The organism is Sphingobium sp. 22B (genome assembly GCF_001580035.1).
In the GTDB taxonomy this organism is placed as follows: domain Bacteria; phylum Pseudomonadota; class Alphaproteobacteria; order Sphingomonadales; family Sphingomonadaceae; genus Sphingobium; species Sphingobium fuliginis.
Genome location: NZ_LTAB01000005.1, coordinates 142,897 through 166,183, shown reverse-complemented (window position 1 = coordinate 166,183; position 23,287 = coordinate 142,897). Strand labels below are relative to the sequence as shown.

Sequence of the window (23,287 nt, the reverse complement as noted above, 5' to 3'; positions counted from 1 at the left end):
CCATGGGCATTCCTATTTACTCCCCCAAGATCGAAGACCCGCTGTTCCAGGGCTATTATGACGGGCTGGAAGCGGGGGAACTGCGCATCACCGCCGACGCCGGGACGGGGGAATGGATATGGTATCCGCCCGAGGTCATCCCCGGAAAGCCCGACGCCGTGCTGGAATGGCGGCCGGTTTCGCCGGAGGGCAGCGCCTATAGCTTCACCACCGTGATACGCAGCCTGCTGCCCGGCGATCATAAGGCGGAGGTGCCGTTCACCGTCGTCCTGTTCGAGCCGGACGATGCGCCGGGCGTGCGGGTGCCGGGGCTGCTGGTTGGCGCTGAGGGCGTGGAACCGCGCTGCGGGATGCGGTTGCGGTTCCAGCCCGTGCAGGCGGGGGATCACAAGATCGCCGGCTTTGCGCCCATTGGGTGAGGAGAGCATGGTGAAACAAGCTTCCCTCACCCCCGTTCGGGCTGAGCCTGTCGAAGCCCTTTCCTTTTTTGAGAAGAAGAAAAGCCCTTCGACAAGCTCAGGGCGAACGGAGGTTCGGGCTGATGGCTTGTCCAAACTCGCTCTCGGGCGTCGCGAGATGTTATTGGGTGGGGCAAGCATGGCTCTCACCAGTTGCGTGCCATCAACAGGAATTGGACCAGCCCTACCTCTAAAACCTCTCGCTCTCAACGATTTCACACTCGTGCGCGGCAGTCTGGACGCGCCCGAAGGCATAGCGAGCAGCCCCGATGGGCGCCTGTTCATCTCCAATGGCGGCGGCGCCATCGGCGTGCTGGAGCGGGATGGAAGGCTGCGCCAGATCGACAGGGCTCTGGCGCCCAATGGCGTGGCGGTCGACCGCGAAGGTCGCGTCATCGTCGCCAATATGGGCCTGCTCAACAAGGGGCCGGGACCATTGCAACGGATCGATGTCGCGACGGGAACGGTCGAGACGCTGGTGTCGGAACTGGAGGGGCGGCAGTTGGTCGCCTCCAACGGTCCGGCGACGGCCCGCAATGGCGACATTTACTGCACGCACAGCAGTTGGGGGCCTATCGGCAATATCGGCACGACCACGCCTGCCGGCTTCATCTACAGGGTCGCGGCCGATGGCAGGGCTTCCATCGTGGCCCGCAATCTGCGCGGGGTGAACGGCCTCTGCCTCGATCGTGAGGAACGCTTTGTTTATGCATCGCTAACCGCTGAAGGGCGCATAAGGCGCTGGCGGCGGCAGGCGGACGGATCGCTCATCGATCCGCAGGATTATGGGCCGCAATTGGGTGTCGTGATCGCGGACCATCAGGCGAAGGACATTCGCGCCATGCCCGTCGCGGATCGTGCGGAGCTTGGCTATTGCGACGGCATCGCTTTCGATGCGGCGGGCAATCTCTGGGTGACGCTGCCCTTCGCCAATCGGATCGTTGCGATCACGCCGGATGGGCGGAAGGTGGATATTGTCCATGATCCCGAAGGCAGGATGCTCTCCAGCCCCACCAATCTCTGCTGGGGCGGAGCGGATTTGCGCGACCTTTACGTCGTCTCGCGGGCAAGCGGGGTGGTGGTGAAGGCGCGGACGGATGTTGCTGGATTGCCGTTGGCGAACTGGCCTGCGGCTTAAAGCGACATACTTCCGCAAAGGCAGGAGCACGTCGCCCTGTTGGGAAGCTTAGCTCGCCAGCTCGATCACGATCTTGCCCTGCACCTTCCGGTCCATCATCCAGCGGATCGCCTCACGGCTTTCCTCGAAGGAGAAGCGCTTGCTGATTTCGGGGCGCAGGCCGCCCTCCTCATACCAGCGATAGAGCTGCGCCATGTTTTCCGCATGGATGTCCGGTTCGACGCGACTGTGCACGCCCCAGGTCACGCCGATGATGGCCGCCGTCTTCACCAGCGGCAGGTTGAGCGGGATTGCCGGGATCGTCCCCGCCGCGAAGCCCACGACCAGATAGCGCCCGTCCCAGCCCATGGTGCGAAAGGCGGGTTCCGCGAGCGCGCCGCCGACCGGATCGAAGATCACATCGACGCCGCGTTCGCCCGTCAGGGCCTTCACCGCCTGTTTGAGATCGTCCTGCGCATAGTTGACCGTCTCGTCAGCGCCATGGGCGCGGGCAAGGGCCAGTTTCTCCTCTGTCGAGGCAGCGGCGATCACATGCGCGCCCATCCGCTTGCCGACCTCGACCGCCGCGAGGCCGACGCCGCCCGCAGCGCCCAGCACCAGCAGCGTCTCGCCCGGCTGCAACCGGCCGCGCTGGCGCAAGCCGTGGAGCGCCGTCGCATAGACCATGGTGAAGCCCGCCGCCACGTCGAACCCCATCCCCTCCGGGATCACGGCGGTACGGAAAGCAGGCGCTATCGCAAATTCAGCGAAGGCGCCTTCGAAGGGGATGGTCGCCACCCTGTCCCCGACGCGAAGGCCGGTGACGCCCTCTCCCAGCGCATCGACCACGCCCGCCGCCTCGCTGCCCGGAATGAAGGGCAAGGGCGGCTGCCTCTGGTACAGGTTCTGGATCATCAGCGCGTCGGGGAAATTGACGCTGGCGGCCTTCACCCGGAAGCGGATTTCGCCCGCCTTCGGTTCCGGAACGGGCACATCCGCGAAATGCAGTTCTTCCGGCGGCCCATGATGTTCGCACAGCAGCGCCCGCATCGGTCAGCTCCCCAGAAACTGCTGGCGCATCTTGTAATAATCGTCGCTCGGATATTTCTCGCTATGCTGCCCCGCCGGCCATTGCGCATAGGGGATTTCCGACGGGAAAGCGGGCGAGGTGTAATCCGACAGGCCCCGGCGGCGGATGATCTTCCACTCGCCGTTGCGCCGCTCCAGATCGTCGAGATAGCGGCCCTGGAAGAAGACGTCCTCCTCGCCCGCGCCATCCTTGCGGTCGCGGCGATGCTGCGCGAAATAATAGCATTCGGAGAAGGCCTTATCCCCCTTCACCTCGACCGAGACGTTCGAGATATGGTGGCAGGCATATTTGAGACCCGAGATGATCTTGAAGGCGAAGCCCACGAAATCGGAGGATTTGCCTTCGAACTTCCCATGTTTATGCGTCGATTCCGGCCAGAAGAGCGAGCGCAGCAAGGCCTCGTCCGCCCGGTCGTTGGATCGGGCATAGGCATGGAGCAATTCGGTGATCGCCTGCCTGGATTCGATCACATCCAGACGCTCGGCCATACTCATCGGCTTGCCCTTTCCCTTTGCGGGCGCGGCCGAAGCCTGACCCACCGCAGCCAGTCCGAAAGGAACGGCCAGCATGGCGGCCAGCGTGCCGCGACGGTTCTGCTCCATGCTCATTCTCCCGGAATTTCCAGCAGGCCCGGCTCCGCCTTGAGCCGGGGCAGCACTTCCTTTTCGAACAGGCGCAGGCTGCGCCAGGAGACTTCGGGGTCCAGCCCGCCCAGCAGCGCGTGGAACGTGACCGCCGTGCCGCGTCCCAGATCCTTGAGATAAGCGAAACATTCGTCCGGCGTCAGCAGCTTGATATTGGGCATGGCCTTCAGCCCTTCGATCGTCTCGGCCGCGCTGTAGCGGGTCTGGCCGGTGCCGCGTTCCTGCGCCCATTGCGCATAGGTGTTAGTCGCATAGGCGACATGCGGCGCCACCAGCGGCCAGTCGCGGTCCGGATCGTCCGAGACGTAGAGGAAGCTGGCGGCGGGCTTGCGCAGCTCCTCCGGCGGTCCGAAGCCGGCCTTTGCCCGCTCCTCCTTGTAGAGCGTGAAGAGGTCCGGATGGCCGGGGAAATATTGATAGCCGCCCTTGGCCGCACGGATCGCGGACTTGTCGGTCGAGCCGCCCATGTAGATTTTCGGGCCGCCCGGCGTGGCGGGCGCGGGCGTCACGCGGACGGTGCGGCCGCGAAATTCGAAGGGCTCGCCGGTCCAGGCGTTCTTCAGCGTCCCCATCGCCTCATTCATGATGGCGAGCCGCTTGCCGATGTCGCGGTCGAACATCTCGAATTCATGCGGGCGATAGCCCATGCCCGCCGTCAGCCAGATGCGGCCCGGCGCGATATTGTCGAGCACGGCTAGGTCTTCGGCCAGGCGCAGCGGATCGTGCATCGTCACCACAAGGGCGGAAAGATGGGCGACGATATTCTGTGTAGCGCCAAGGATCGAAGCGGCCTGGATCATGGAGGACGGGCAATAGCCGCCCTCCGCGCCATGATGTTCGGCCAGGAAGACCTGCGTGAAGCCAAGCCCGTCGGCCCATTGCGCCTGCTCGATCGCGGTGCGGTAGAGCAGCGGATGCGGCGCGCCGAAATCCGGGCGGTTCATGTCGTAGCGAAGGTTGAGTTGCACCTTGGCGATTCCTCTCTTTATCGTGTCAGGCGGCGGAGACGCGGGACTGGATGCGGCCCTTCACATCCGCAGCCTGCATCGCCTTGCCGCTGGCGATCAGCGCATCGATCTCGGCATCCGAATAGCCGATCTCGCCCAATATCTGCCGCGTATGTTCGCCAAGGCGCGGGGCGGAGCCTTTGGCAAGGCCCGGCGTGCGGCTGAAATGCATGAAGCTGCCGAACTGGCGGACATGGCCGTACATGGAGTCGAAATTCTCGATCACGCGGTTGCTGGCCGTCGCCCAGTCCTGCCAGAGTGCCTCCCGGACCCAGCTTGTTTCGCGGGCGATCTCGCTCGGCGCGCCGGCCGCTTCCAGCAGGGCATGGGCGTCTGCGCTGCTCTTGTCCGCGAAAAAGGGCTTCAGCGGGTCCAGCAGCGCCGCGTCGTTGGCGGACCGGTCGCGGGGCGTGGCGAAGCGGGGATCGGCAAGCCATTGCTCCTGCCCCACGGCCTTGGCGAGCGCGGCGAAACGTTCGTCCGAACGGCAAGAGATGCAGAGCCAGCCGTCAGCGGTCCGGTAAATCCGGTCGAGCGCGTTGAAGCCCGCCTGTTCCTTGTCCAGCCGGAATCCGTAGACGACCTTCCTGTCGGCATCGAGGAAATGTTCAGACGTGGTCCACAGGCTCGAATGAAGCTGCGGGATTTCCATATAATCGCCCCGGCCGGTGACGGCGCGATGTTCAAGGCCCATCAAGATGCCCGCCGCGCCGAGGAAGCCGTTATTATAATCCTCATTGCCGAACACGGCGCGGGTCGGCGGATTGCCTTCGCCGCCGCCCTCATAGAGCAGGCCGGTCCAGCCCGACACCAAAGGCGCGAAGCTCTTGAGCAGCGACTTCGGCCCCCGGGAGCCATAGCCGGGCAGATAGACGTAGAGCAGGCGCGGGTTGAGCTTCGACAGCGCCTCATAGCCGATGCCTAGCTTGTCCGCCTTGCCGGGGCGAAGATTGTGCGTGACCACGTCGGCGGTCGCCACCAGCTTCAACGCCGCTTCGAGCGCTTCGGGATGTTTGAGGTTGAGCACGATGTCGCGCTTGCCGCGCTGGGCCGCGTCGAAACAGTCGGGCAGCGGGCGCATCTGGTCGCCGCCGGGGGTCTCCACCTTGATGACGTCGGCGCCAAGGTCGGACAGCAGGCGGCCGCCATAACCGACCGCGAAGAAGGAGGAGAAGTCGACCACCTTGATGCCTTCCAGCGGCCGGTCGAGCGGCTTGCCGTCAGCGGCGAGCGCGGTGCGGCGGCGGGCGATGAGGTCCGCCAGCGCTTCATTGTCCGCGCCCACTTCCGGCGCGGGACGGGGCGCGGCGGCGGGGGCATTGGCCATGCGCACGGCGGGCGCGGCCTGGTAGATGGTGCCGAAATCCTTGTCCGGCATCGATATGCGCTGGCCGACAAACTCCACCTGTTCGTCGAGCAGCACTTCGGCGGGCTCCAGCACCGGCAGCGCCGCCACGTCCGCCGCCTGGAACATGGCGATCCATTCGGCGCGCGGCCGGGTCTTGAAGGCGTCAAAAATCTCGACGCGGGCGATATGATATTCCTCGTCGGTCAGCGGCACCGACATTTCCGGCGCGGTCACGGTCTGGATACGGTCGCCAAAGCCCAGCACGTCCATCGCCGCCTTGAAGCCGCCCTGCCCGCCGGTATGCATCTGGAGATAAAGGCCGTCCGCACATTCGAACATGCCCGTCACCAGCCGGGTCTTGCCGAAACGGTCCACCGCGCCGGAATCGCCCGCCTTGATGTAGCTGATCCCCTCTTCCTGCCACCAGTTGTTCATCGGTGACTGGGCCAGCATGGCGTCGAGCAGGGATGCCTCCACCTGCTGCCCCTTGCCGATATGGCGGCGGGCGCGGATGGCCGACAGCGCGCCGATCACGCCGAGGAAGGCCTGCCCATAATGCAGCGCCGGATGGCCGAGATAGACCGGGCCGGGGCGGAAGCTGCTGGAGCGGTCGATCATCGTCCCGAGCAGCGCGGCAGCGAGGGATTCGCCATGGGGCCGATCGGCAAAGGGCGTGTCCGAACCATAAGCGGTGAGCGCGCAGACCACCAGTTCGGGGAAATCGCGTCCCAGGCTTTCACTGTCGAGGCCGAGGGCGGCCGCATCCTTCTCTTCCAGCGCGTGGATGAAGATGTCCGCGCCTTGCAGCAGGCCGCGCAGCGCCTGGAGGCCGCCGGCTTCCCGCACATCCAGTTCGACGCTGCGCTTCGACCGGTCCCAGGCCTTGCGGCTGAGGTCGTGGGCGAAGAAGGCGCCGCCTTTCGGCTCCACCTTCAAAACGTCGGCGCCATGGTCCGCCAGCAGCATGGCGGCGATGGCGACAGGCATTTGGTCCGCCAGTTCAATGACGGTCAGATGATCCAGGGGACCGGGCATCTCATCACTCCTATGGCGGGCGCGGCCCGCCGCCTTTTTTGCGGAATTATCTTTATGGCTTCACATCGTCCGACGGATCGAAAAATGATCTTTGATACAGAAAACACCAGTTCGGCCCCAAGCGCAAGTAATTTTGCACCATGGGTTCAAATTCATTCCGCCGCCCTGTCCTTCGCCATGCGCGACGGGTCGTAGCGGGGCCGGTCCATCTGGAAACTGTCGCCATTGCGGACATACCAGCCGCTGCCATGGGTCCGGCCGATCAGCTTCATCGCGGGCGTGTCGAAATAGACCCGTTCCCGGTCGGTGATGAACTCGTCGCGGATATGGGCCATCAGGATTTCGCCGATGACCACCGTCTGCATCGCGCCGATGTCCATCGCGGCGACCTTGCGGCATTCGAAGCTGACCGGGCTGGTGGCGATGCGCGGCGGCGCGACCAGTTCCGACGGCGCGGTCTGGATGCCGGCATAGTCGATCTCGCTGACGTCGGCGGGCGCGTCGACGCTGCAGAGGTTCATCCTTTCGGCGTCCGCCTCGCAGACGAGGTTCACGACGAACTCGCCCGTCGCGATGATGTTGGACGCGGTGTTCTTCAGCCCCCGGGACACCGGTTCCTTCAGCAGCCCCAGCGCAACCAGCGGCGGCTCGGTGCCGACGCAGTTGAAGAAGCTGTAGGGCGCGGCATTCACGATGCCTTCGGCGGATTGGCTGGTGATCCAGGCGATCGGGCGCGGCGTGATGGTCGAATTGACGATCTTGTACCGCGTGACCATCGGAAGGGCGCGCATGTCGAACTGCATGGGTCGGACCCTCCGTTATTCCGCGGCCTTGGCGGCGGCTTTCGCGGCGGCACGCGCCTTGAAGCGTTCGCGGGCGCGGGGCACTTCCTCGCCCGCCTGGCAGATGTGGCAATAGGCCAGTTCCAGCGCGTGGGCCGTCGCCAGATCGCCGCTTTCCGCCTGCTGGAGCAGCCGCTTGGTCAGTTCGACGGCATGGCGATTGCCGTCACCGATGGTCCGGCCGAGCGCCAGAGCCTCCTCCACCGCGCTGCCCGGCTTCACCACGCGGCTGACGAGGCCGAGCGACAGCGCCTCCGCCGCATCCAGCGTCCGCCCCGAAAAGACGATCTCCGCCGCCCGGGCCCGGCCCAGTTGCCTGGTCAGGAACCAGGCCGCGCCGCCGTCGGGAACGAGGCCGAATTCCAGGAAGGGCGCGCCGAAACGGGCATTGTCCGCCGCGAAGATCATGTCGCAGGCCATGGCGAGGCTCCACGACACGCCGAACGCGCCGCCCTCCACCGCCGCGACCGTTGGAATGGGCAGCGCCCGCACACGGCCGATGATCCGCTGCCCCATTTCCAGCCGCGCCGCCAGCGCCAGCGCGCCTTCCCCCCTTGCGGGCGGCAGCTTCACGTCGCCGCCATTGCTGAAATAATCCTCCGCCCCGCTGATGATGAGCAACCGCGCGGGCGTCGCATTCTCAAGCGCGTCGAGCGCGGCGGAAAACTGCTCCCACATGGCGAAGGACACGGTGTTCTTCGCGCGGGGCCGGTTGAGGACGATATGAGCGATCCCCTGATCCTCAGACAAGAGCAGCAATTCGGGGGTTTCGCTCACCGCGTTCATCTCTCTCGCTCTCCATTCCCGCCCTTTCGCCAGGGGCAGGAACTGACTAGCCGACAGCGCGCGACTCTTCAAGTAAATTTGCATCCATGTGCAAATTCATGCCGCTACCTTGGGACGCTGGGGCATCGGCAGGGCATCCATGCCGCGGTCCGATATGTCCTTGATCAGCGCCTCCACATCCTTGCGGGCCGCGCCCTTCAGCGCGCCCAGCAAGGATGTCAGATAGCTTCCGACCAGCCGCACGATGATCTGGTCGTCGGGAATCCGCCCCTGCGCCCAGTCGTTGATCGTTGCATATTCGAATCGCACCAGATCCTCGACCAGCTTGTCGACCTCCACCCAGGGCTGGAGCTGCTTCTTCGCCTCCAGCACCTCGATCCACTGGCGGTTATGGTGGACCGCGGGCGAATGCATCGCCGCCCAGATGTCATGGTCGACATCGGAACTGAAATAGAGCGCCATGATCGCCTTGATATAATTGCGGATCTTCCGGTTCCGCTGCACGACGGAGATCATGCGTTCCAGATTGTGCTGCATCGTGCCGGGTTCGCTGGAATAGGCGATGCGGCTCACATATTCGTCGAAATATTCCTGAATCGCCGACGCGATCATCCGTTCGCGAGTCTGGAAGGCGTTGTAGAGGGTTCGCTTGGCAACGCCGGCGCGCTGGCCGATCTCATTCATGCTGAGCGCGGCAATGCCCTGTTCAGCGATAACCTTCCGGGTTTCCTCCAAAATCCGGCGGCGGCGCTCGATAATCGCCGGACTGGAATAGGTCTGCGGCCGCTCTCCGCCTTCCTTCAATTCTTCGTTCGCTTTACTCGCCAAGATCGCTCGCCTTCATTGCCCAACACTCATCCCAAGTGCCGGGATCATAGCGGGATTGGATGATGGTGCAAATTCATCGTCTTCATGACGCATGAACCCCGCCCCGCCCGAAGGCGAAGCGGGGCTGCCATGCGCCCGTAAAGCGGGTGGGACCTGCATCCGCGTCACTTGCCCTTGGGCGCGGTTTCGCGCGCGCGCTGACGGATATAGTGCCGTAGCCCCTCCAGTTCCGCGTCGCTCAACTGCGCGAAGGACCCCATGCCCCGCGACATCAGGGCACCGTCATGCACCACCGACCTGAAGGTTTCAGCGTCCAGCGGCACGCCCGACTTGCGCAGGTCCGGCGCCGCGCCGCCCGCGACCATGCCCGAGCCATGGCAGATGATGCAGCTGCTGTTGTAGATGCCTGCCCCCACTTTCGCCTTGTCGGCGTCCACCACGAAGGCCGGATCGTCCTGGATCGGTTCGTCCACGGGATCGACCCTGGGCAGCTTCCTGGCCCCGCCGATGGTGAAGGTCAGCAATCGCCGCTGCTGCTGGCGATAATCCCAATTGGGCGAATTGGCGAAGCTGCTGCGGAAGCCGGTGATGACGCTGACATATTGCCTGCCGCCGACCGAATAGCTGATCGGCGCGGAAAGTATGCCGTTCTGCGCCGGCCAGGACCAGAGCTTGCGGCCCGTCGTCGCGGAAAAGGCGTTGAACATGCCGTCATTGGTGCCCTGGAACACCAGATTGCCCGCCGTCGCCAGCGTACCGCCGTTGAACACGCCCGGCTGGGGCACGGACCAGGCGATCCTGTTGTTGGCGACATCATAGGCGACCAGCTTGCTCGTCGCGGCGGGCGGGACGAGGTTGGCGGGCGGAGCCCCCAGGCCGGTGTTCACCATCATGCCGGGTTTGTACGTCCAGCCCTTCACATTGGCCGGATCGACGAAGACCCGGCCGCCCTCCATCACCGGGATATAGCTGTAGCCGGTCTTCGGGCTGAACGACATGGCCTGTATGCCGTGCGCGCCATTGGGGAAGGGGTACATCATGAACGGCTTGCCGTCGGGATATTGCGCCTCCGGGTTGATCTCCGGCCGCCCCGTCACGGGATCGATGCGCTTGGCCCAATTCTGCCTGGCGAACTCGCCCGCCTGGATGAACTTGCCGGTTTCGCGGTCGATGGCATAGAAGAAGCCGTTCTTCGGCGCGTGCAGCAGCACGGACCGCATCCGGCCGCCGATCATGACATCGGCCAGTTCGATGTCCATGGCGTCGTTCCAATCATGGCTGTTTTCAGGATTGACCTGATAGTGCCAGACATATTCGCCGGTCTTCACGTCCAGCGCGACGATGGAGGAGAGGTAGAGATTGTCGCCGCCGCCGGGGCTGCGGATCTTGATGTTCCACGGAAAGCCGTTGCCGGTGCCGATATAGATGCGGTCATATTTCGCGTCATAGGCCATGGCGTGCCAGACGGAGCCGCCCCCGCCCCATTTCCACCATTCGCCACTCCAGGTCTTGGCGGCTGCCTCCATCGCCTTGTTCTCGAAACCCTTGGCCGGATCGCCGGGCACGACATACCAGCGCCAGGCTTTCTTGCCGGTCTTGATGTCATAGGCGGTGACATAGCCACGCGTCGGACTGTAGTCCGCGCCCCCGAAACCGATCACCACCTTGTCGCCGGCGACCCATGGCGGGCCAGTGATATAGCCGCCCTCCGCCTCGTCCAGCGTCTTGACCGACCAGCGCGGCTTGCCCGTTCCGGCGTCTATCGCGATCAGGCGGCCTTCGCGGGTGGCGGTGAAGACGGTGCCGTCCTTATAGGCGATGCCCCGCGTGCCCCATCCCGCGCGCATCCGCCATTTGGCTTCCGGCTGACTGGCGACGTCGGGATCATATTGCCATAGCAGCTTGCCGGTTCGCGCATCGACCGCGTGAACGACGCTGAGTCCTACCGCGAAATAGATGACGCCGTCGACCGCCAGAGGCTGGGTATAGCTGTCGAAACTGTCGACATCATAGGACCAGGCAAGGCCGAGCTTTCCGACATTCTGCTCCCGGATCTGCGCGAGCGGGCTGTAATGCTGTTCCTTGTCGTCGCCGCCGAAGCTGGACCAGTTGGCCCCGGCCGGAGACGCGCTCTCCGCCGAGCGGGAAACCACCCCCGTGGAGAGCGCGAGCAGCGCGGCGCCCGCCGCCATGACCGTAAAACCTGCCTTCCTCATCGATCTCCCATCCTCCGTCCGGGCGCCCAAATGCCGCCTTTTATTGCACCATCGTGCAATATTGTGCCGTTGTCAACGCGACTCAGCGATTGACAGGACGGAATTTCCCTATTTAATATTGCACCAAAGATCATATTTAGGAGAAGGACGTGCGCCGCAGCGCCCCGTCATGACCGTCCGGATCGCAAGCCAGGGCCGCGTCGGCATCGTGACGCTCGATCAGCCCGGACGGGCGAACGCCTTCACCATGGCCATGCGGGAGGAAATCTGGCGCGCCTTCGATGATCTGGCGGAGGATGAGGATGTCCGCGCCGTCATCCTGACGGGCGCGAACGGGCAATATTGCTCCGGCGCGGATACCGGGGACATGGGCCATCAGGGCACGGCCGCCTTCCTGCGCCGGATGCGCTGGCTGCACCGGATGGTGAAGGCGGTCGCCGGCATCCGCAAGCCGGTGATCGCGGCGGTGGACGGCGCCTGCGTAGGCGCCGGCTGGAGCCTGGCGCTGGCCTGCGATATCGTCATCGCCACGCCGCAAGCGCGCTTCTGCCAGAGCTTTGCGCGGATCGGATATGTGCCGGACGCAGGCGCCGTGTGGCAGCTCAGCCGGTTGGTCGGGCCGATGCGCGCCAAGGAAATCGTCTATTCCGCCCGCATGGTCGACGCGCAGGAGGCCTTGCGGCTGGGGCTGGTGCTGGAACTGGTGGAAAGCGAAGCGCTGATCGCGCGTGCGCTGGAACTGGCGGCATCCCTGGCCGAGGGCCCCACGCTGGCGATCGGCATGGCGAAGCGGCAGTTCGAGGCCGCGCCGGGCCTGTCGCTGGATCAGTATCTGGAACTGGAATTCGCCATGCAGCCGCTGATGGCGACGACGCAGGACCATCGGGAAGGCTTGGCGGCTGCGCGGGAGAAACGGCCGCCGCATTTCGGGGGCTCATGAAACCGATGCCGCAAGCCGCCTGCCCGCAACGGCCGCTTCCCCTTCCCGATCCGCTTTCGGAACCCTTCTGGGCTGCGGCGCGGCGGCACGAGCTGCATATGCAGAAATGCGACGCCTGCGGCTGGATGGCCTATCCGCCGGAGGTCGCCTGCCGGAACTGCGGCGGCGCCGGTTTGGGCTTCACGCCGCTATCGGGACGCGCGACGCTGCATAGCTGGACCGTGCTGCACGACCCGCCCTCGCCCGGCTTTCGCGACCGGCTGCCCGTCATCCTGGCGGTGGTCGAACTGGAGGAGCAGGCGCGCCTGTTGATGAGCGGCAACCTTGTGGACATCGCCGCCGATGCGCTGCGCATCGGCCTCCCCCTCGAAGCGCGGTTCGAGGACGTGACCGAGGACTGCACGCTGGTGCAGTTCGGCCCGGCGCGCTGACCATGTGGGACCATCGGGACAAGGTGGCCGTCGCCGGGCTGGGCTATAGCAGGCTGGAACGCCGGTCGGACCGGAGCCTGGCCGCGCTGACGCTGGAGGCGTGCGACGCCGCGCTGGCCGATGCCGGATTACGGCGCGGCGATCTGGACGGCATCGCCACATCCCCCGCCATGCCGCGCTATGGCGGGCGCAAGGGCGTGGACGAAGGGATCGACGTCGTGACGCCCTGGTATCTGGCGGGATTGCTGGGGGTCGCTCCGGCCATCCGGTGGATCGGCTCCACCAACGGCATGGTGACGCAGAGCGTCATCGACGGCGCGCTCGCCATATCAGGCGGGCTTTGCGACCATGTGCTGGTCTATCGCGCGCTGCATGTGCCCGACGGGCGCTATGTGAATTTCGAATCGGCCCATGCGGTGGGAGGCGACCAGTATCTGGCGCCCTATGGCTTCAGCATGCCGCCGGCCTGGGCCGCCGTGGCGCTGCGCCGCTATTTTGCGCTTCATGGTTATGACCGGGCGGATTTCGCGCCTTATATCGCCCGGAACCGCGCCAATGCGCAACGCAACCCCAATGCCTATTGGCGAGGCAAGACGATCACGATGGAGGATTATCTCGCCGCCCGGATGATCGCCGATCCCATATCCATCCTCGATTGCGACATTCCGGTCGATGGCTGCTGCGCGATGATCCTGACCTCCACCCAACGGGCGCGGCATTTGCGCCGGCCGCCTGCCTTGCTCACCGGCTTCGCGGCCTCCGCCCATCACGGCGCGGGAGGCACGCCGATGAACCTTGAGGATATGTGGGACGGCGCGAAGGATGTGGCGCGCCGGCTGTGGGAGGCGACCGGCCTGTCCCCGGCGGATGTGGACAATGCGCAGCTTTATGACGGTTTCAGCGTGCTGGTGTTGACCTGGCTGGAGGGCATGGGTTTCTGCCGCGACGGCGAAGGACTGGCCTTCCTGCGCGAGGGGCATGGCGATCCGGACGGACGCCTGCCGATCAATACCGGCGGCGGAGCCCTGGGCGAAGGGCGGCTGCACGGCATGACCCAGCTTGCCGAGGCGGTCGCGCAGGTCACGGACCGTGCGGGCGAGCGGCAGGTGCCGGGGGCCTCGCGGGCGTTGGCGACGATCTCCAACGGCCTCGCCAAATCGACCGCCTTCCTATTCAGCCGGGATGGGTAGGACCGTTCGGGCGGGAATGTGCACCGCGCCGAAGTCATGCGGCCAGTCGCCGCCATTGATGAAGACGGTGAAGCCCGATCGCCGGAAGCGCATGGCCAGGCAGCGGCGATCCGGATCTTCCCATTGCGCGACGGTCATCGGCTGTCCCCGCTCGTCGAGCCACTCGACATCCGTTTCCGAGAGCCAGCCCGCGTCGCTGAAGTCCGGCGTCGACGCCCGCATGTCGGCAAGCGCGAACGCATGCGCCTCTATGTCCCGGTCGCGGCCCTGCCAGTCGACCCAGCCGATTGCATTATCCTGCGCATAGGCGTTGTTGTTGCCCTGCTGCGTCCGGCCGAACTCGTCGCCTGCGGTGAGCATGATCGCGCCGCGCGAACAGAATAGCGTGCCGAGTAGCGCCTTGATGTCGCGCCGCCGCGCTGCCCGAATGGCCCGATCGGCGGTCGCGCCCTCGATGCCGTTGTTCCAGCTGAAATTTTCGCCATGGCCGTCGCGGTTCTGCTCGCCATTGGCTTCGTTGTGGCGATGGTCATAGGCGGTCACATCCGCCAGCGTGAAGCCGTCATGGGCGGCCAGAAAATTGACGGTGCGCGTTGCCGGATCGGCATGGAAAATGTCGGACGATCCCGCGATGCGGGTCGCAAGCGCGCCGGTCATGCCGCGATCCCCGCGCCAGAAGCGGCGCATACCGTCGCGATAGCGGTCGTTCCATTCCAGCCAGCGGGGCCCGAATCGGCCGAGCTGATAACCACCGGGGCCGATGTCCCACGGTTCCGCGATCAGGATGCGGTCGGACAGCAGCGGATCGTCGCGCATGGCCCTCAGCAATGGCGCCTCGCTGTCGAAACCCGTCGACAGGCGCCCCAGCGCGGGAGCAAGGTCGAAGCGGAAGCCGTCGACTCCCGCTACGCCGACGAAATGGCGCAGCGACGCCAGGATCAGCCGCTGCGCGACGGGATGGTTGCAGTCGATGCTGTTGCCCGTGCCTGTATCGTTGATCAGGCGGCCATCGGGTTCATGCCGGAAATAGCTGCGCGCATCCAGGCCGCGGAGCGACAGGGTCGGGCCCTCGCGGTCGCTTTCCCCATCATGATTATAGACCATGTCGAGAAGCACGCCGATCCCGGCCGCATGCAGCGCATCCACCGCGCCACGCAGTTCCGCCATGCCGCCCGGCGCCAGCCGGGGATCGAGCGCGAAATAGCTGACCGGATTATAACCCCAGGCATTGCGCAGTCCCAGCGGCGCCAGATGCCGTTCGTCGATCCAGGCGTTGATCGGCATCAGTTCGATGGCGGAGACGTGCAGGCGGCGCAGATGCTCGATCACGGCGGGGTGCCCAAGAGCCGCGATGGTGCCGCGCTGCGCCTCCGGAATGTCGGGATGCAGCATGGTGAAGCCGCGGACCTGAACCTCATAGATCAGCCCGCCGGACTGGAAGATCGGCGGTTCCAGGGGCACCAAGGGAAACGGCGCGGACACCACTCCCTTGGGCATCAAGCCTGCCGTGTCGCTGCCTTTGCCGCGCGGTGCGGCCAGCATCGGATCATAGGCGAACGGCCGGTCGATGGCAGGCGCATAGGGATCGAGCAGCAGCTTGTCCGGATCGAACCACAGCCCCGCATCCGGATCAAAGGGACCGTCGGCGCGCAGGCCATAGCGGGCGCCCTCCCCCACGCCGGGCGCATCGACGGACCAGATGTCCTCGCCCTCCCTTGCCATGGGCAGGCGCGTTTCGCGATCCCGGGCATCGAACAGGCACAGCCAGAGCTGGTCCGCATCTGGCGCATGGACCCGGAAACGGGTTCCGCGGCCGTGCGTGCCCGGACCCAGCGGCTGCGGGCTCATGCGGTGGTCCGGACCAGTGCGCGGAACAGTTCCGCATAGCGCGCCGCGCTGTGGGTCCAGGAGAAATCGGCGCGCATGCCGGCGCGCTGCATCGCCTGCCATGTCGGCCGATGCGCATGAAGCCGGATGGTGCGCGCAATCGCTCCATGCAGCGCCAGCGGATCGGACGGCGGGAAGACGATGCCGGTCGCCACGCCCGCGCCGACGGCGGCCTCATTGGCGTCGATCACCGTGTCCGCCAGCCCGCCGACCCGCGCCACCACCGGCACGCAGCCATAGCGAAGGCCGTAAAGCTGGGTCAGGCCGCAAGGTTCGAAGCGGGAAGGGATCAATATGGCGTCGGCCCCCGCCTGCATCAGGTGCGACAGCGGCTCGTCATAGCCGATCCGAGCGCCCACCCGCCCGCGATGCCGGTCCGCCGCCGCCAGGAACGCGCCCTCCAGCGGATGGTCGCCCGACCCCAGAAGGGCAAGCTTGCCGCCCAGCCCCACCAGATGGTCGATGGCGTCCATCACCATGTCCATGCCCTTCTGCCAGGTGAGGCGGCTGACGATGATGAAGATCGGCGCGTCGTCGCGGTCGAGGCCGAACTGCGTTTCGAGGACGCGGCGGCTGGCGCCGCGCCCGCCCAGCGCCCGCGCGCTGAAGGGTTTGGCGATCAGGGGATCGGCGGCGGGGTCCCATATGGCGGTATCGACGCCGTTCAATATGCCGTGCAGCCTGTCGGACCGGCCGTTGATCAGGCCGTCCAGCCCCATGCCATGCATCGGGGAGCGGATTTCGTCGGCATAGGTGGGGCTGACCGTGGTGATGGCATCGGCCGAGACAAGCCCCGCCTTCAGATAGCCCGTGCCGCCATAATATTCGACCCCGTCCACGCCCCAGGCTTCGAGCGGCAGGCCGAGCTGGGGAAAGACATCCGCGCCGAAACGTCCCTGGAAGGCAAGGTTGTGGATCGTCACCACCCTGGGCACGGCGTGAGCCGGCCCGAAGCGCATATAGGCGGCGGTCATCGCCGCCTGCCAGTCATGCGCATGGACCAGGTCGGGCCGCCAGCCCTTCACCCCTTCGGTCGCCATGTCCGCCCCGGCACGCGACAGGGCGGCGAAGCGTTTCCAGTTGTCGGGCCATTCGCCGCCGCCCGCATCGCCATAGGGGCCGCCTTCCCGCGCGAAGAAGTCCGGGGCATCCAGCACCAGCAGGTCGAGGTCGCCCAGCTTCGCCGCCAGCACCGCCGCCGGCGCGCCGAACAGCGCGTCGTAGCGGCGCAGCAGCTTCGCCTTGCCCAGGCGCGAAAGAACCGCCGGATAGCCCGGCACCAGCGTCCTGACCCCAATGCCATGCCCCGCCAGCGCGCCCGGCAAGGCACCCGCCACATCGGCCAGCCCCCCGGTCTTCACCAGCGGATAGATTTCGGACGTGACCGAAAGCACCCGCATCGCCATTCCCCCGCCCAAGTTTCAGTCCGCCAGCCGCTCGATCATATATTGGGTGATCAGCGTCACGCCGCTTTCGGTCCGTCGGAAACGCTGCGCGTCATGCTCCGGATGTTCTCCGACGATCAGGCCGGGCGGGATGATCACGCCTGAATCCAGCACGCATTTGTGCAGCCGCGCACCGCGCCCGATCACGCAGTCGGGCATGATGACGCTTTCCGTCACGGACGAGAAGCTGTGCGTGCGCACCCCGGTGAACAACAGGCTGCGGTGGAGCGACGATCCCGACACGATGCACCCGCCCGCGATCAGGGAGGATGTGGCGGAACCGCGCCGTCCCTCCTCATTATGCACGAATTTCGCCGGCGGGGTGACTTCGGAATAGGTCCAGAGCGGCCAGCTCCGGTCGTAGAGGTCGAGCGAGGGCACCACGTCGGTCAGGTCGATATTGGCCTGCCAATAGGCGTCGATGGTGCCGACGTCGCGCCAATAGGGCACAGGTTCGCTCTCTGCGCGGACGCAACTGCTGGAGAAGCGGTGGGCGACGGCTTTGCCATGCCTGACGATGTGCGGGATGATGTCGCCCCCGAAATCGCGCTTGCTGTCCGGATCGTCCGCATCGCGCCGCAGTTCCTCGATCAAAAGGGCGGTGCGGAAGACGTAGATGCCCATGGACGCCAGCGCCATGCCCGGGCTGCCGGGAATGTGCGGCGGGTTCTTCGGCTTCTCGACAAAGGCGGTGATCACGTCCTGCTCGTCCACATGCATGACGCCGAAGCCGCTGGCTTCCTTCACCGGCACCTCCATGCAGCCGACGGTGACGTCCGCGCCGCTGTCGACATGCTGCTGGAGCATCAGCTCATAGTCCATCTTGTACACATGGTCGCCCGCCAGGATGACCATATATTCCGGCGCATAGCTTTCGATGATGTCGATATTCTGGAACACCGCGTCGGCCGTGCCCTCATACCATTGGCTTTCCGACACGCGCTGGCTGGCGGGCAGGATGTCGAAGCTCTCGTTACGCTCCGTCCGGAAGAAGTTCCAGCCGCGCTGCAGATGCCGGATCAGCGAATGCGCCTTATACTGCGTCGCGACGCCGATGCGCCTGATGCCGCTGTTGAGCGCGTTGGAAAGGGCGAAGTCGATGATCCGCGCCTTGCCCCCGAAATGCACCGCGGGCTTGGCGCGCCGGTCGGTCAACTCGGCCAGGCGACTGCCCCTGCCGCCGGCCAGAACATAGGCCATGGCGTCACGGGCGATCGGCTGGTGTCTTGGCTGCATCGCCCTCTTCTCCTTCATGCTCGCGAGCGCTCGGTTTCCGCCCGTCGGTTTCAATAGTCCAGTTCCAGCATCAACGTTCCAAGCGGCGGAATGGTGACATTGGCCCATCCTTCCTCATCCGCGACGACAATTCCCATATTTCCCGCGCCGCTGCCGCCATAATCCGCCGCATCGCTGTTGATGATCTCGCGCCAGCGGCCGCCGGAGGGCAGGCGCATCCTGTAGCCGTGGCGCAAGGTCGGCGTGAAGTGGCTGATGACGACGATGGGCGATACCCCGGGCGCGCGACGGACCCAGGCGAAGACCGAATCCGCCGCCGCGTCGACCAGCACCCATTCGAAACCCTCCGGCTCGCAATCGCGGGCATGCAGCGCCGGGCGGGAACGATAGAGGCGGTTGAGGTCGCTCACCAGCAACTGCACGCCCCGATGCGGCGCGTGATCGAGCAGGTGCCAGTCGAGCGCCCGCGCTTCGCTCCATTCGGCCCGCTGCGCGAATTCCTGCCCCATGAACAGCAGCTTCTTGCCCGGATAGCCCCACATCATGGCGTAATAGGCGCGCAGGGTCGCGAATTTCTGCCAGTCGTCGCCCGGCATCTTGTGCAGCAGGGACGCCTTGCCATGCACGACCTCGTCATGGCTGAGCGCCAGCACGAAATTCTCCGTAAAGGCGTAGAGCAGGCCGAAGGTGATGTCGTCGTGATGATGGGCGCGGTGCACCGGATCGCGCGCCAGATAACGCAGCGTGTCGTGCATGAAGCCCATATTCCATTTGAAACCGAAGCCCAGGCCCCCTTCATGGACGGGGTGGGACACTTTCGGCCAGCTCGTCGACTCCTCGGCAATGGTCATGACGCCGGCATGGGTGCCGTAGAGCGCCTTGTTCATCTGCCGCAGGAAATCGACCGCCTCCACATTCTCCCGCCCGCCCTGGCTGTTGGGAATCCACTCCCCTTCCTTGCGGCTGTAATCGAGGTAGAGCATAGAGGCGACGGCGTCGACGCGCAGCCCGTCGACATGGTAGCGCTCCGCCCAGAAGAGCGCGTTGTTGACCAGATATTGCGCCACCTCTCGCCGGCCGAAATTGTAGATCGCCGTGTTCCAGTCGGGATGGAAGCCCTTGCGCGGATCGGCATGCTCATAAAGGGCGGTGCCGTCGAAATGGGCCAGCCCGTGGGCGTCGGTCGGGAAATGGGCGGGCACCCAGTCGAGGATCACGCCCACTCCCGCCCGGTGCGCGCCGTCGACGAAGCGGGCAAAGCCTTCCGGATCGCCAAAGCGCGCGGTCGGCGCGTAAAGGCCCGTGGTCTGATAGCCCCAGCTAGGATCATAGGGAAATTCGCTGATCGGCAGGAATTCGATATGGGTGAAGCCCATGCCGACCACATAGGGGATCAGCCGGTGGGCAAGGTCATCCCAACTCAGGAAATTTCCATCATCGTCGCGCTGCCATGAACCGGCGTGCACCTCATAGACGGAAATGGGTTCGCGGCGCGGATCGGCCCTTTGCCAATAGTCGCGGTGGCGCTCATCGCCCCAGTCATGGTCGGGCACCGCCGCCACGATGGAGGCCGTGGCGGGCCGCAGTTCGGAGCGGAAGGCGAAGGGATCGGCCTTCAGCGGCAGGACCGTCCCGTCAGGCCCGACAATCTCATATTTATAGGCGCTGCCCACCCCCACTTCGGGCAGGAAGATTTCCCATATTCCCGCATCCTGCCGCCGCCGCATCGGCGCCCGGCGTCCGTCCCAGCGGTTGAAGTCGCCCACCACCGACACCCGCTGCGCATTGGGCGCCCAGACCGCGAAATGCGTGCCCCCCACCCCTTCATGGGTGATGAGGTGCGCGCCCATCTTGTCGAACAGCCGGGCATGAGACCCTTCGGCAAAATAATAATCGTCCATCGGCCCCAGCACCGGGCCGAAGCTGTAGGGATCGATCAGCGTATATTCGCCGCCATCGGCATAGGTCGCCCGATAGCGCAGGGGCTGGCGCTTGCGCAGGGCAACCTTGCCGAAGAACAGCCCTGCCGGATGGACCCGGTCCAGCGCGCCTGCGGCCTTGCCGTCCAGCCTATAGGCATCGACCCTCACCGCATCGGGCAGGAAGACGCAGGCGGTGAAGCCCTTTTCCGCCGGATGGACGCCAAGCGTCGCGAACGGATCGTCCTCCCGCCCCTCCAGCAGGCGGGCGATCTGTTCCGGGGTCAAGCCCACGCTAGTTCCGGCCTCGCGTCAAACCGGCACCTTCCAGATGTCCGTCGCATATTCCCTGATCGTGCGGTCGGACGAGAACCAGCCCATGCGCGCGACATTGTGGATCGCCTTGCGCGCCCACAGCGTCTGGTCCTGCCATATCCCGTCAACCCTGCGCTGCGCGGCCGAATAGCTGTCGAAATCGGCCGCGACCATGAACCAGTCATGATCGTAGATGCCCTGCACCAGATCCCTGTACCGTCCCGGATCGTCGGGGGAAAAGACGCCGCTTGCGATCGCATCCAGCGCCTGGCCCAGTTCGCGGCTGTGGCCGATCACCTCGCGCGGGTCGTAGCCATGGGCGCGCCGTTCGTTCACCTGGGCGGCGGTGAGGCCGAAGATCACGATATTCTCCTCCCCCACATGGTCGCGCATCTCCACATTGGCGCCGTCGAGCGTGCCGATGGTGAGCGCGCCGTTGACCGCGAACTTCATGTTGCCGGTGCCCGACGCTTCCATGCCAGCGGTCGAAATCTGTTCGGACAGGTCGGCGGCCGGGATCATCATTTCCGCCAGCGACACATTGTAATTGGGCACGAACTGCACCTTCAACAGGCCCTGCACCGCCGGGTCGTGATTGACCGCCCGCGCCACGTCGCCCGCCAGCTTGATGATCAGCTTGGCATTATGATAGCTGGGCGCGGCCTTGCCGCCGAACAGCTTGACGCGGGGCACCCAGTCCTTTTCCGGATGCGAGCGTATCTGGTCGTAGAGCGACACCGCCTCGATGATGTTGAGCAACTGCCGCTTATATTCGTGGATGCGCTTGATCTGGATGTCGAACAGGGACGAAGGGTCGATCCGGGCGTTGACCCGCTGGCGCAGCAGATCGGCCAGAGCGACCTTGTTGGCGCGTTTGACGGCCAGGAATTTTTGCTGGAACGCGCTGTCGTCGGCGAAACGATCCAGTTCCCGCAGCGCTTCGGGATCGTCCATGAAGCGGTCCCCGATCGCTTCCCTGATCAACTCGAACAGCCCGTGATTGCACTGCATCAGCCAGCGGCGGAAGGTGACGCCATTGGTCTTGTTGTTGATCCGCGCCGGGTAGAGCCGGTGGAAGTCGGCGAACACCGTTTCCTTCATCAATTCGGTGTGCAGCGCGGACACGCCGTTGACGCTGTGCGATCCGGCAAAGGCCAGATTGCCCATGCGCACCCGCCGCTCTCCCCCCTCGTCGATCAGGGAGATGGTGCCGATGGCCCGGTCGTCGAACTGGCCGGATCGCCGCGCCTCCCCCAGCAGGCGGCTGTTCACCGCATAGACGATCTGCATATGCCGGGGCAGCAGCCGTTCGAACAGCGGCACGGGCCAGCTTTCCAGCGCTTCGGGCAGCAGCGTGTGATTGGTGTAGCTGAACGTCCGGCGGGTGATGTCCCACGCTTCGTCGAAATCGACGCCGTGATTGTCGAGGAGTATCCGCATCAACTCCGCCACGGCGACGGCCGGATGGGTGTCGTTGAGCTGGATCGCCGCCTTTTCCGGCAGGGTGCGGATGTCGCCGAAATATTGGATATGCCGCCGGACGACGTCCTGCAGCGACGCGGAGGAGAAGAAATATTCCTGCCGCAGCCGCAATTCCTGCCCCGCAGGCGAACTGTCGGCGGGGTAGAGGACGCGCGTGAGCGCCTCCGCCCGATTGCTTTCCGTCAGCGCGCCCAGATGGTCGCCGGCATTGAAGCGGTCGAGCAGGATCGGGTCTATCGGCTGCGCTTCCCACAGGCGCAGCGTATTGACGCGCTTCCCGCGCCAACCCGCAATGGGGGTGTCATAGGGCGTGGCGATGACGCGCTCGGCCGGCCGCCAGCGCATCTGGTGCGGGCTGGCGTCCTCATTTTCCGACGGGTCGACCCGGCCGCCAAAGCCGATCTCGTAGCTCGCCTCTCGCCGTTCGAATTCCCAGGGATTGCCGTGGGTCAGCCAGGTTTCGGGCAATTCCACCTGCCAGCCGTCCGAAATCTCCTGCCGGAACATGCCGTTCACATAGCGTATGCCATAGCCATAGGCGGGCACGTCCACCGTCGCCATGCTTTCCATGAAGCAGGCCGCCAGCCGCCCCAGGCCGCCATTGCCCAGCGCCGCATCCGGCTCCAGCGCGGCGATGATGTCGATGTCGACGCCCAGCGAACTCAATGCCGCCTGCATGTCGTCCAGCATCTCCATGTTGGACGCCGCGTCGCGCATCAACCGCCCGATCAGGAACTCCAGGCTCAGATAATAGACCCGCCGTCCCTGCTCCTCATAGGTTTTCTCCGTCGAGGCGATCCATGCATCGATCACCCGGTCGCGAATGGCGAGGATCACCGCATGCAGCCAGTCGTGCGGCTTCGCGGCGGTGGCGTTCTTGCCGATCCGGTAGGTCAACCGCTCTACGATCTCATGGGCAAGGACCTCCGGATCGACCTGCCGGGGAGCGGGCTTCGGGAGGGTGGGTTGGCCTTTCAGGTTCATAAACGTGCCCCTTTTCGCCTTCGAGTCCGGGCGCGATGATGGCACGCCGTCCCGAGGCTCGCCAACAGCAAATTTTGCAGCGCAGCA

Annotated in this window: 18 protein-coding genes; 5 read left to right on the top strand and 13 right to left on the bottom strand. The window is 65.3% G+C overall.

Features of this window, described 5'->3' with window-relative positions; genetic code table 11:
- The first annotated feature begins 2 nt into the window (after positions 1-2).
- On the top strand, positions 3-419 hold the full coding sequence (locus tag A0J57_RS07205) for a Zn-ribbon domain-containing OB-fold protein (RefSeq protein WP_061934788.1): 417 nt from the start codon (positions 3-5) through the stop codon (positions 417-419).
- 262 nt (positions 420-681) lie between these two features.
- The gene (locus tag A0J57_RS07200) at positions 682-1,596 is read left to right on the top strand and encodes an SMP-30/gluconolactonase/LRE family protein (protein ID WP_235600806.1); all 915 of its coding nucleotides are present in this window, start codon (positions 682-684) and stop codon (positions 1,594-1,596) included.
- Between the two features lie 48 nt (positions 1,597-1,644).
- Here the strand turns inward: A0J57_RS07200 and A0J57_RS07195 are convergent, their stop codons facing one another.
- The 8 genes from A0J57_RS07195 to A0J57_RS07160 form a co-directional block, all read right to left on the bottom strand.
- Positions 1,645-2,625 (bottom strand): NADPH:quinone oxidoreductase family protein, encoded by a 981-nt coding sequence (locus tag A0J57_RS07195; RefSeq protein ID WP_061934784.1) that lies wholly within the window; start codon positions 2,623-2,625, stop codon positions 1,645-1,647.
- A 3-nt stretch (positions 2,626-2,628) separates the two neighbouring features.
- On the bottom strand, positions 2,629-3,267 hold the full coding sequence (locus A0J57_RS07190) for a nuclear transport factor 2 family protein (RefSeq protein WP_061934782.1): 639 nt from the start codon (positions 3,265-3,267) through the stop codon (positions 2,629-2,631).
- A gap of 2 nt (positions 3,268-3,269) precedes the next feature.
- Entirely contained in the window at positions 3,270-4,277 is a 1,008-nt protein-coding gene (locus tag A0J57_RS07185) for an LLM class flavin-dependent oxidoreductase (protein ID WP_061934780.1), read from the bottom strand.
- Positions 4,278-4,302: 25 nt separating this feature from the next.
- Complete coding sequence (locus A0J57_RS07180) at positions 4,303-6,699, bottom strand: CoA transferase (RefSeq protein WP_061934778.1); 2,397 nt, start codon at positions 6,697-6,699, stop codon at positions 4,303-4,305.
- Positions 6,700-6,851: 152 nt separating this feature from the next.
- Complete coding sequence (locus A0J57_RS07175) at positions 6,852-7,502, bottom strand: flavin reductase family protein (RefSeq protein WP_025548097.1); 651 nt, start codon at positions 7,500-7,502, stop codon at positions 6,852-6,854.
- Positions 7,503-7,517: 15 nt separating this feature from the next.
- The gene (locus A0J57_RS07170; protein ID WP_061934776.1) at positions 7,518-8,327 is read right to left on the bottom strand and encodes an enoyl-CoA hydratase/isomerase family protein; all 810 of its coding nucleotides are present in this window, start codon (positions 8,325-8,327) and stop codon (positions 7,518-7,520) included.
- A gap of 96 nt (positions 8,328-8,423) precedes the next feature.
- Positions 8,424-9,155, bottom strand: a complete 732-nt coding sequence (locus A0J57_RS07165) for a TetR/AcrR family transcriptional regulator (RefSeq protein ID WP_025548094.1) — start codon at positions 9,153-9,155, stop codon at positions 8,424-8,426.
- A gap of 164 nt (positions 9,156-9,319) precedes the next feature.
- On the bottom strand, positions 9,320-11,347 hold the full coding sequence (locus A0J57_RS07160) for a PQQ-dependent dehydrogenase, methanol/ethanol family (protein WP_061934774.1): 2,028 nt from the start codon (positions 11,345-11,347) through the stop codon (positions 9,320-9,322).
- 193 nt (positions 11,348-11,540) lie between these two features.
- On the opposite strand from A0J57_RS07160, the gene A0J57_RS07155 reads away from it, so the two are divergent.
- Genes A0J57_RS07155 through A0J57_RS07145 form a run of 3 tightly spaced genes read left to right on the top strand, consistent with a single transcriptional unit; the run spans position 11,541 to position 13,932 of the window.
- The gene (locus A0J57_RS07155) at positions 11,541-12,311 is read left to right on the top strand and encodes an enoyl-CoA hydratase/isomerase family protein (protein WP_061934772.1); all 771 of its coding nucleotides are present in this window, start codon (positions 11,541-11,543) and stop codon (positions 12,309-12,311) included.
- The gene (locus A0J57_RS07150; RefSeq protein WP_082718626.1) at positions 12,308-12,742 is read left to right on the top strand and encodes a Zn-ribbon domain-containing OB-fold protein; all 435 of its coding nucleotides are present in this window, start codon (positions 12,308-12,310) and stop codon (positions 12,740-12,742) included. The genes A0J57_RS07155 and A0J57_RS07150 overlap by 4 nt, the downstream gene beginning before the upstream one ends.
- A gap of 2 nt (positions 12,743-12,744) precedes the next feature.
- Positions 12,745-13,932 (top strand): thiolase family protein, encoded by a 1,188-nt coding sequence (locus A0J57_RS07145; RefSeq protein WP_061934767.1) that lies wholly within the window; start codon positions 12,745-12,747, stop codon positions 13,930-13,932.
- On the opposite strand, the gene glgX is transcribed toward A0J57_RS07145, so the two are convergent.
- Genes glgX through A0J57_RS07120 form a run of 5 tightly spaced genes read right to left on the bottom strand, consistent with a single transcriptional unit; the run spans position 13,912 to position 23,200 of the window.
- Positions 13,912-15,780, bottom strand: a complete 1,869-nt coding sequence (glgX, locus tag A0J57_RS07140) for a glycogen debranching protein GlgX (RefSeq protein ID WP_061934765.1) — start codon at positions 15,778-15,780, stop codon at positions 13,912-13,914. The two genes, A0J57_RS07145 and glgX, sit on opposite strands and share 21 nt — an antisense overlap.
- Positions 15,777-17,225 (bottom strand): glycogen synthase GlgA, encoded by a 1,449-nt coding sequence (glgA, locus tag A0J57_RS07135; RefSeq protein ID WP_061934763.1) that lies wholly within the window; start codon positions 17,223-17,225, stop codon positions 15,777-15,779. The genes glgX and glgA overlap by 4 nt, the downstream gene beginning before the upstream one ends.
- A gap of 15 nt (positions 17,226-17,240) precedes the next feature.
- Complete coding sequence (glgC, locus tag A0J57_RS07130; RefSeq protein ID WP_061934761.1) at positions 17,241-18,500, bottom strand: glucose-1-phosphate adenylyltransferase; 1,260 nt, start codon at positions 18,498-18,500, stop codon at positions 17,241-17,243.
- 50 nt (positions 18,501-18,550) lie between these two features.
- Positions 18,551-20,713 (bottom strand): 1,4-alpha-glucan branching protein GlgB, encoded by a 2,163-nt coding sequence (gene glgB / locus A0J57_RS07125; protein WP_061934759.1) that lies wholly within the window; start codon positions 20,711-20,713, stop codon positions 18,551-18,553.
- 18 nt (positions 20,714-20,731) lie between these two features.
- Positions 20,732-23,200, bottom strand: coding sequence for a glycogen/starch/alpha-glucan phosphorylase (locus tag A0J57_RS07120; RefSeq protein ID WP_061934757.1), 2,469 nt, complete (start codon positions 23,198-23,200; stop codon positions 20,732-20,734).
- Positions 23,201-23,287 lie beyond the last annotated feature (87 nt).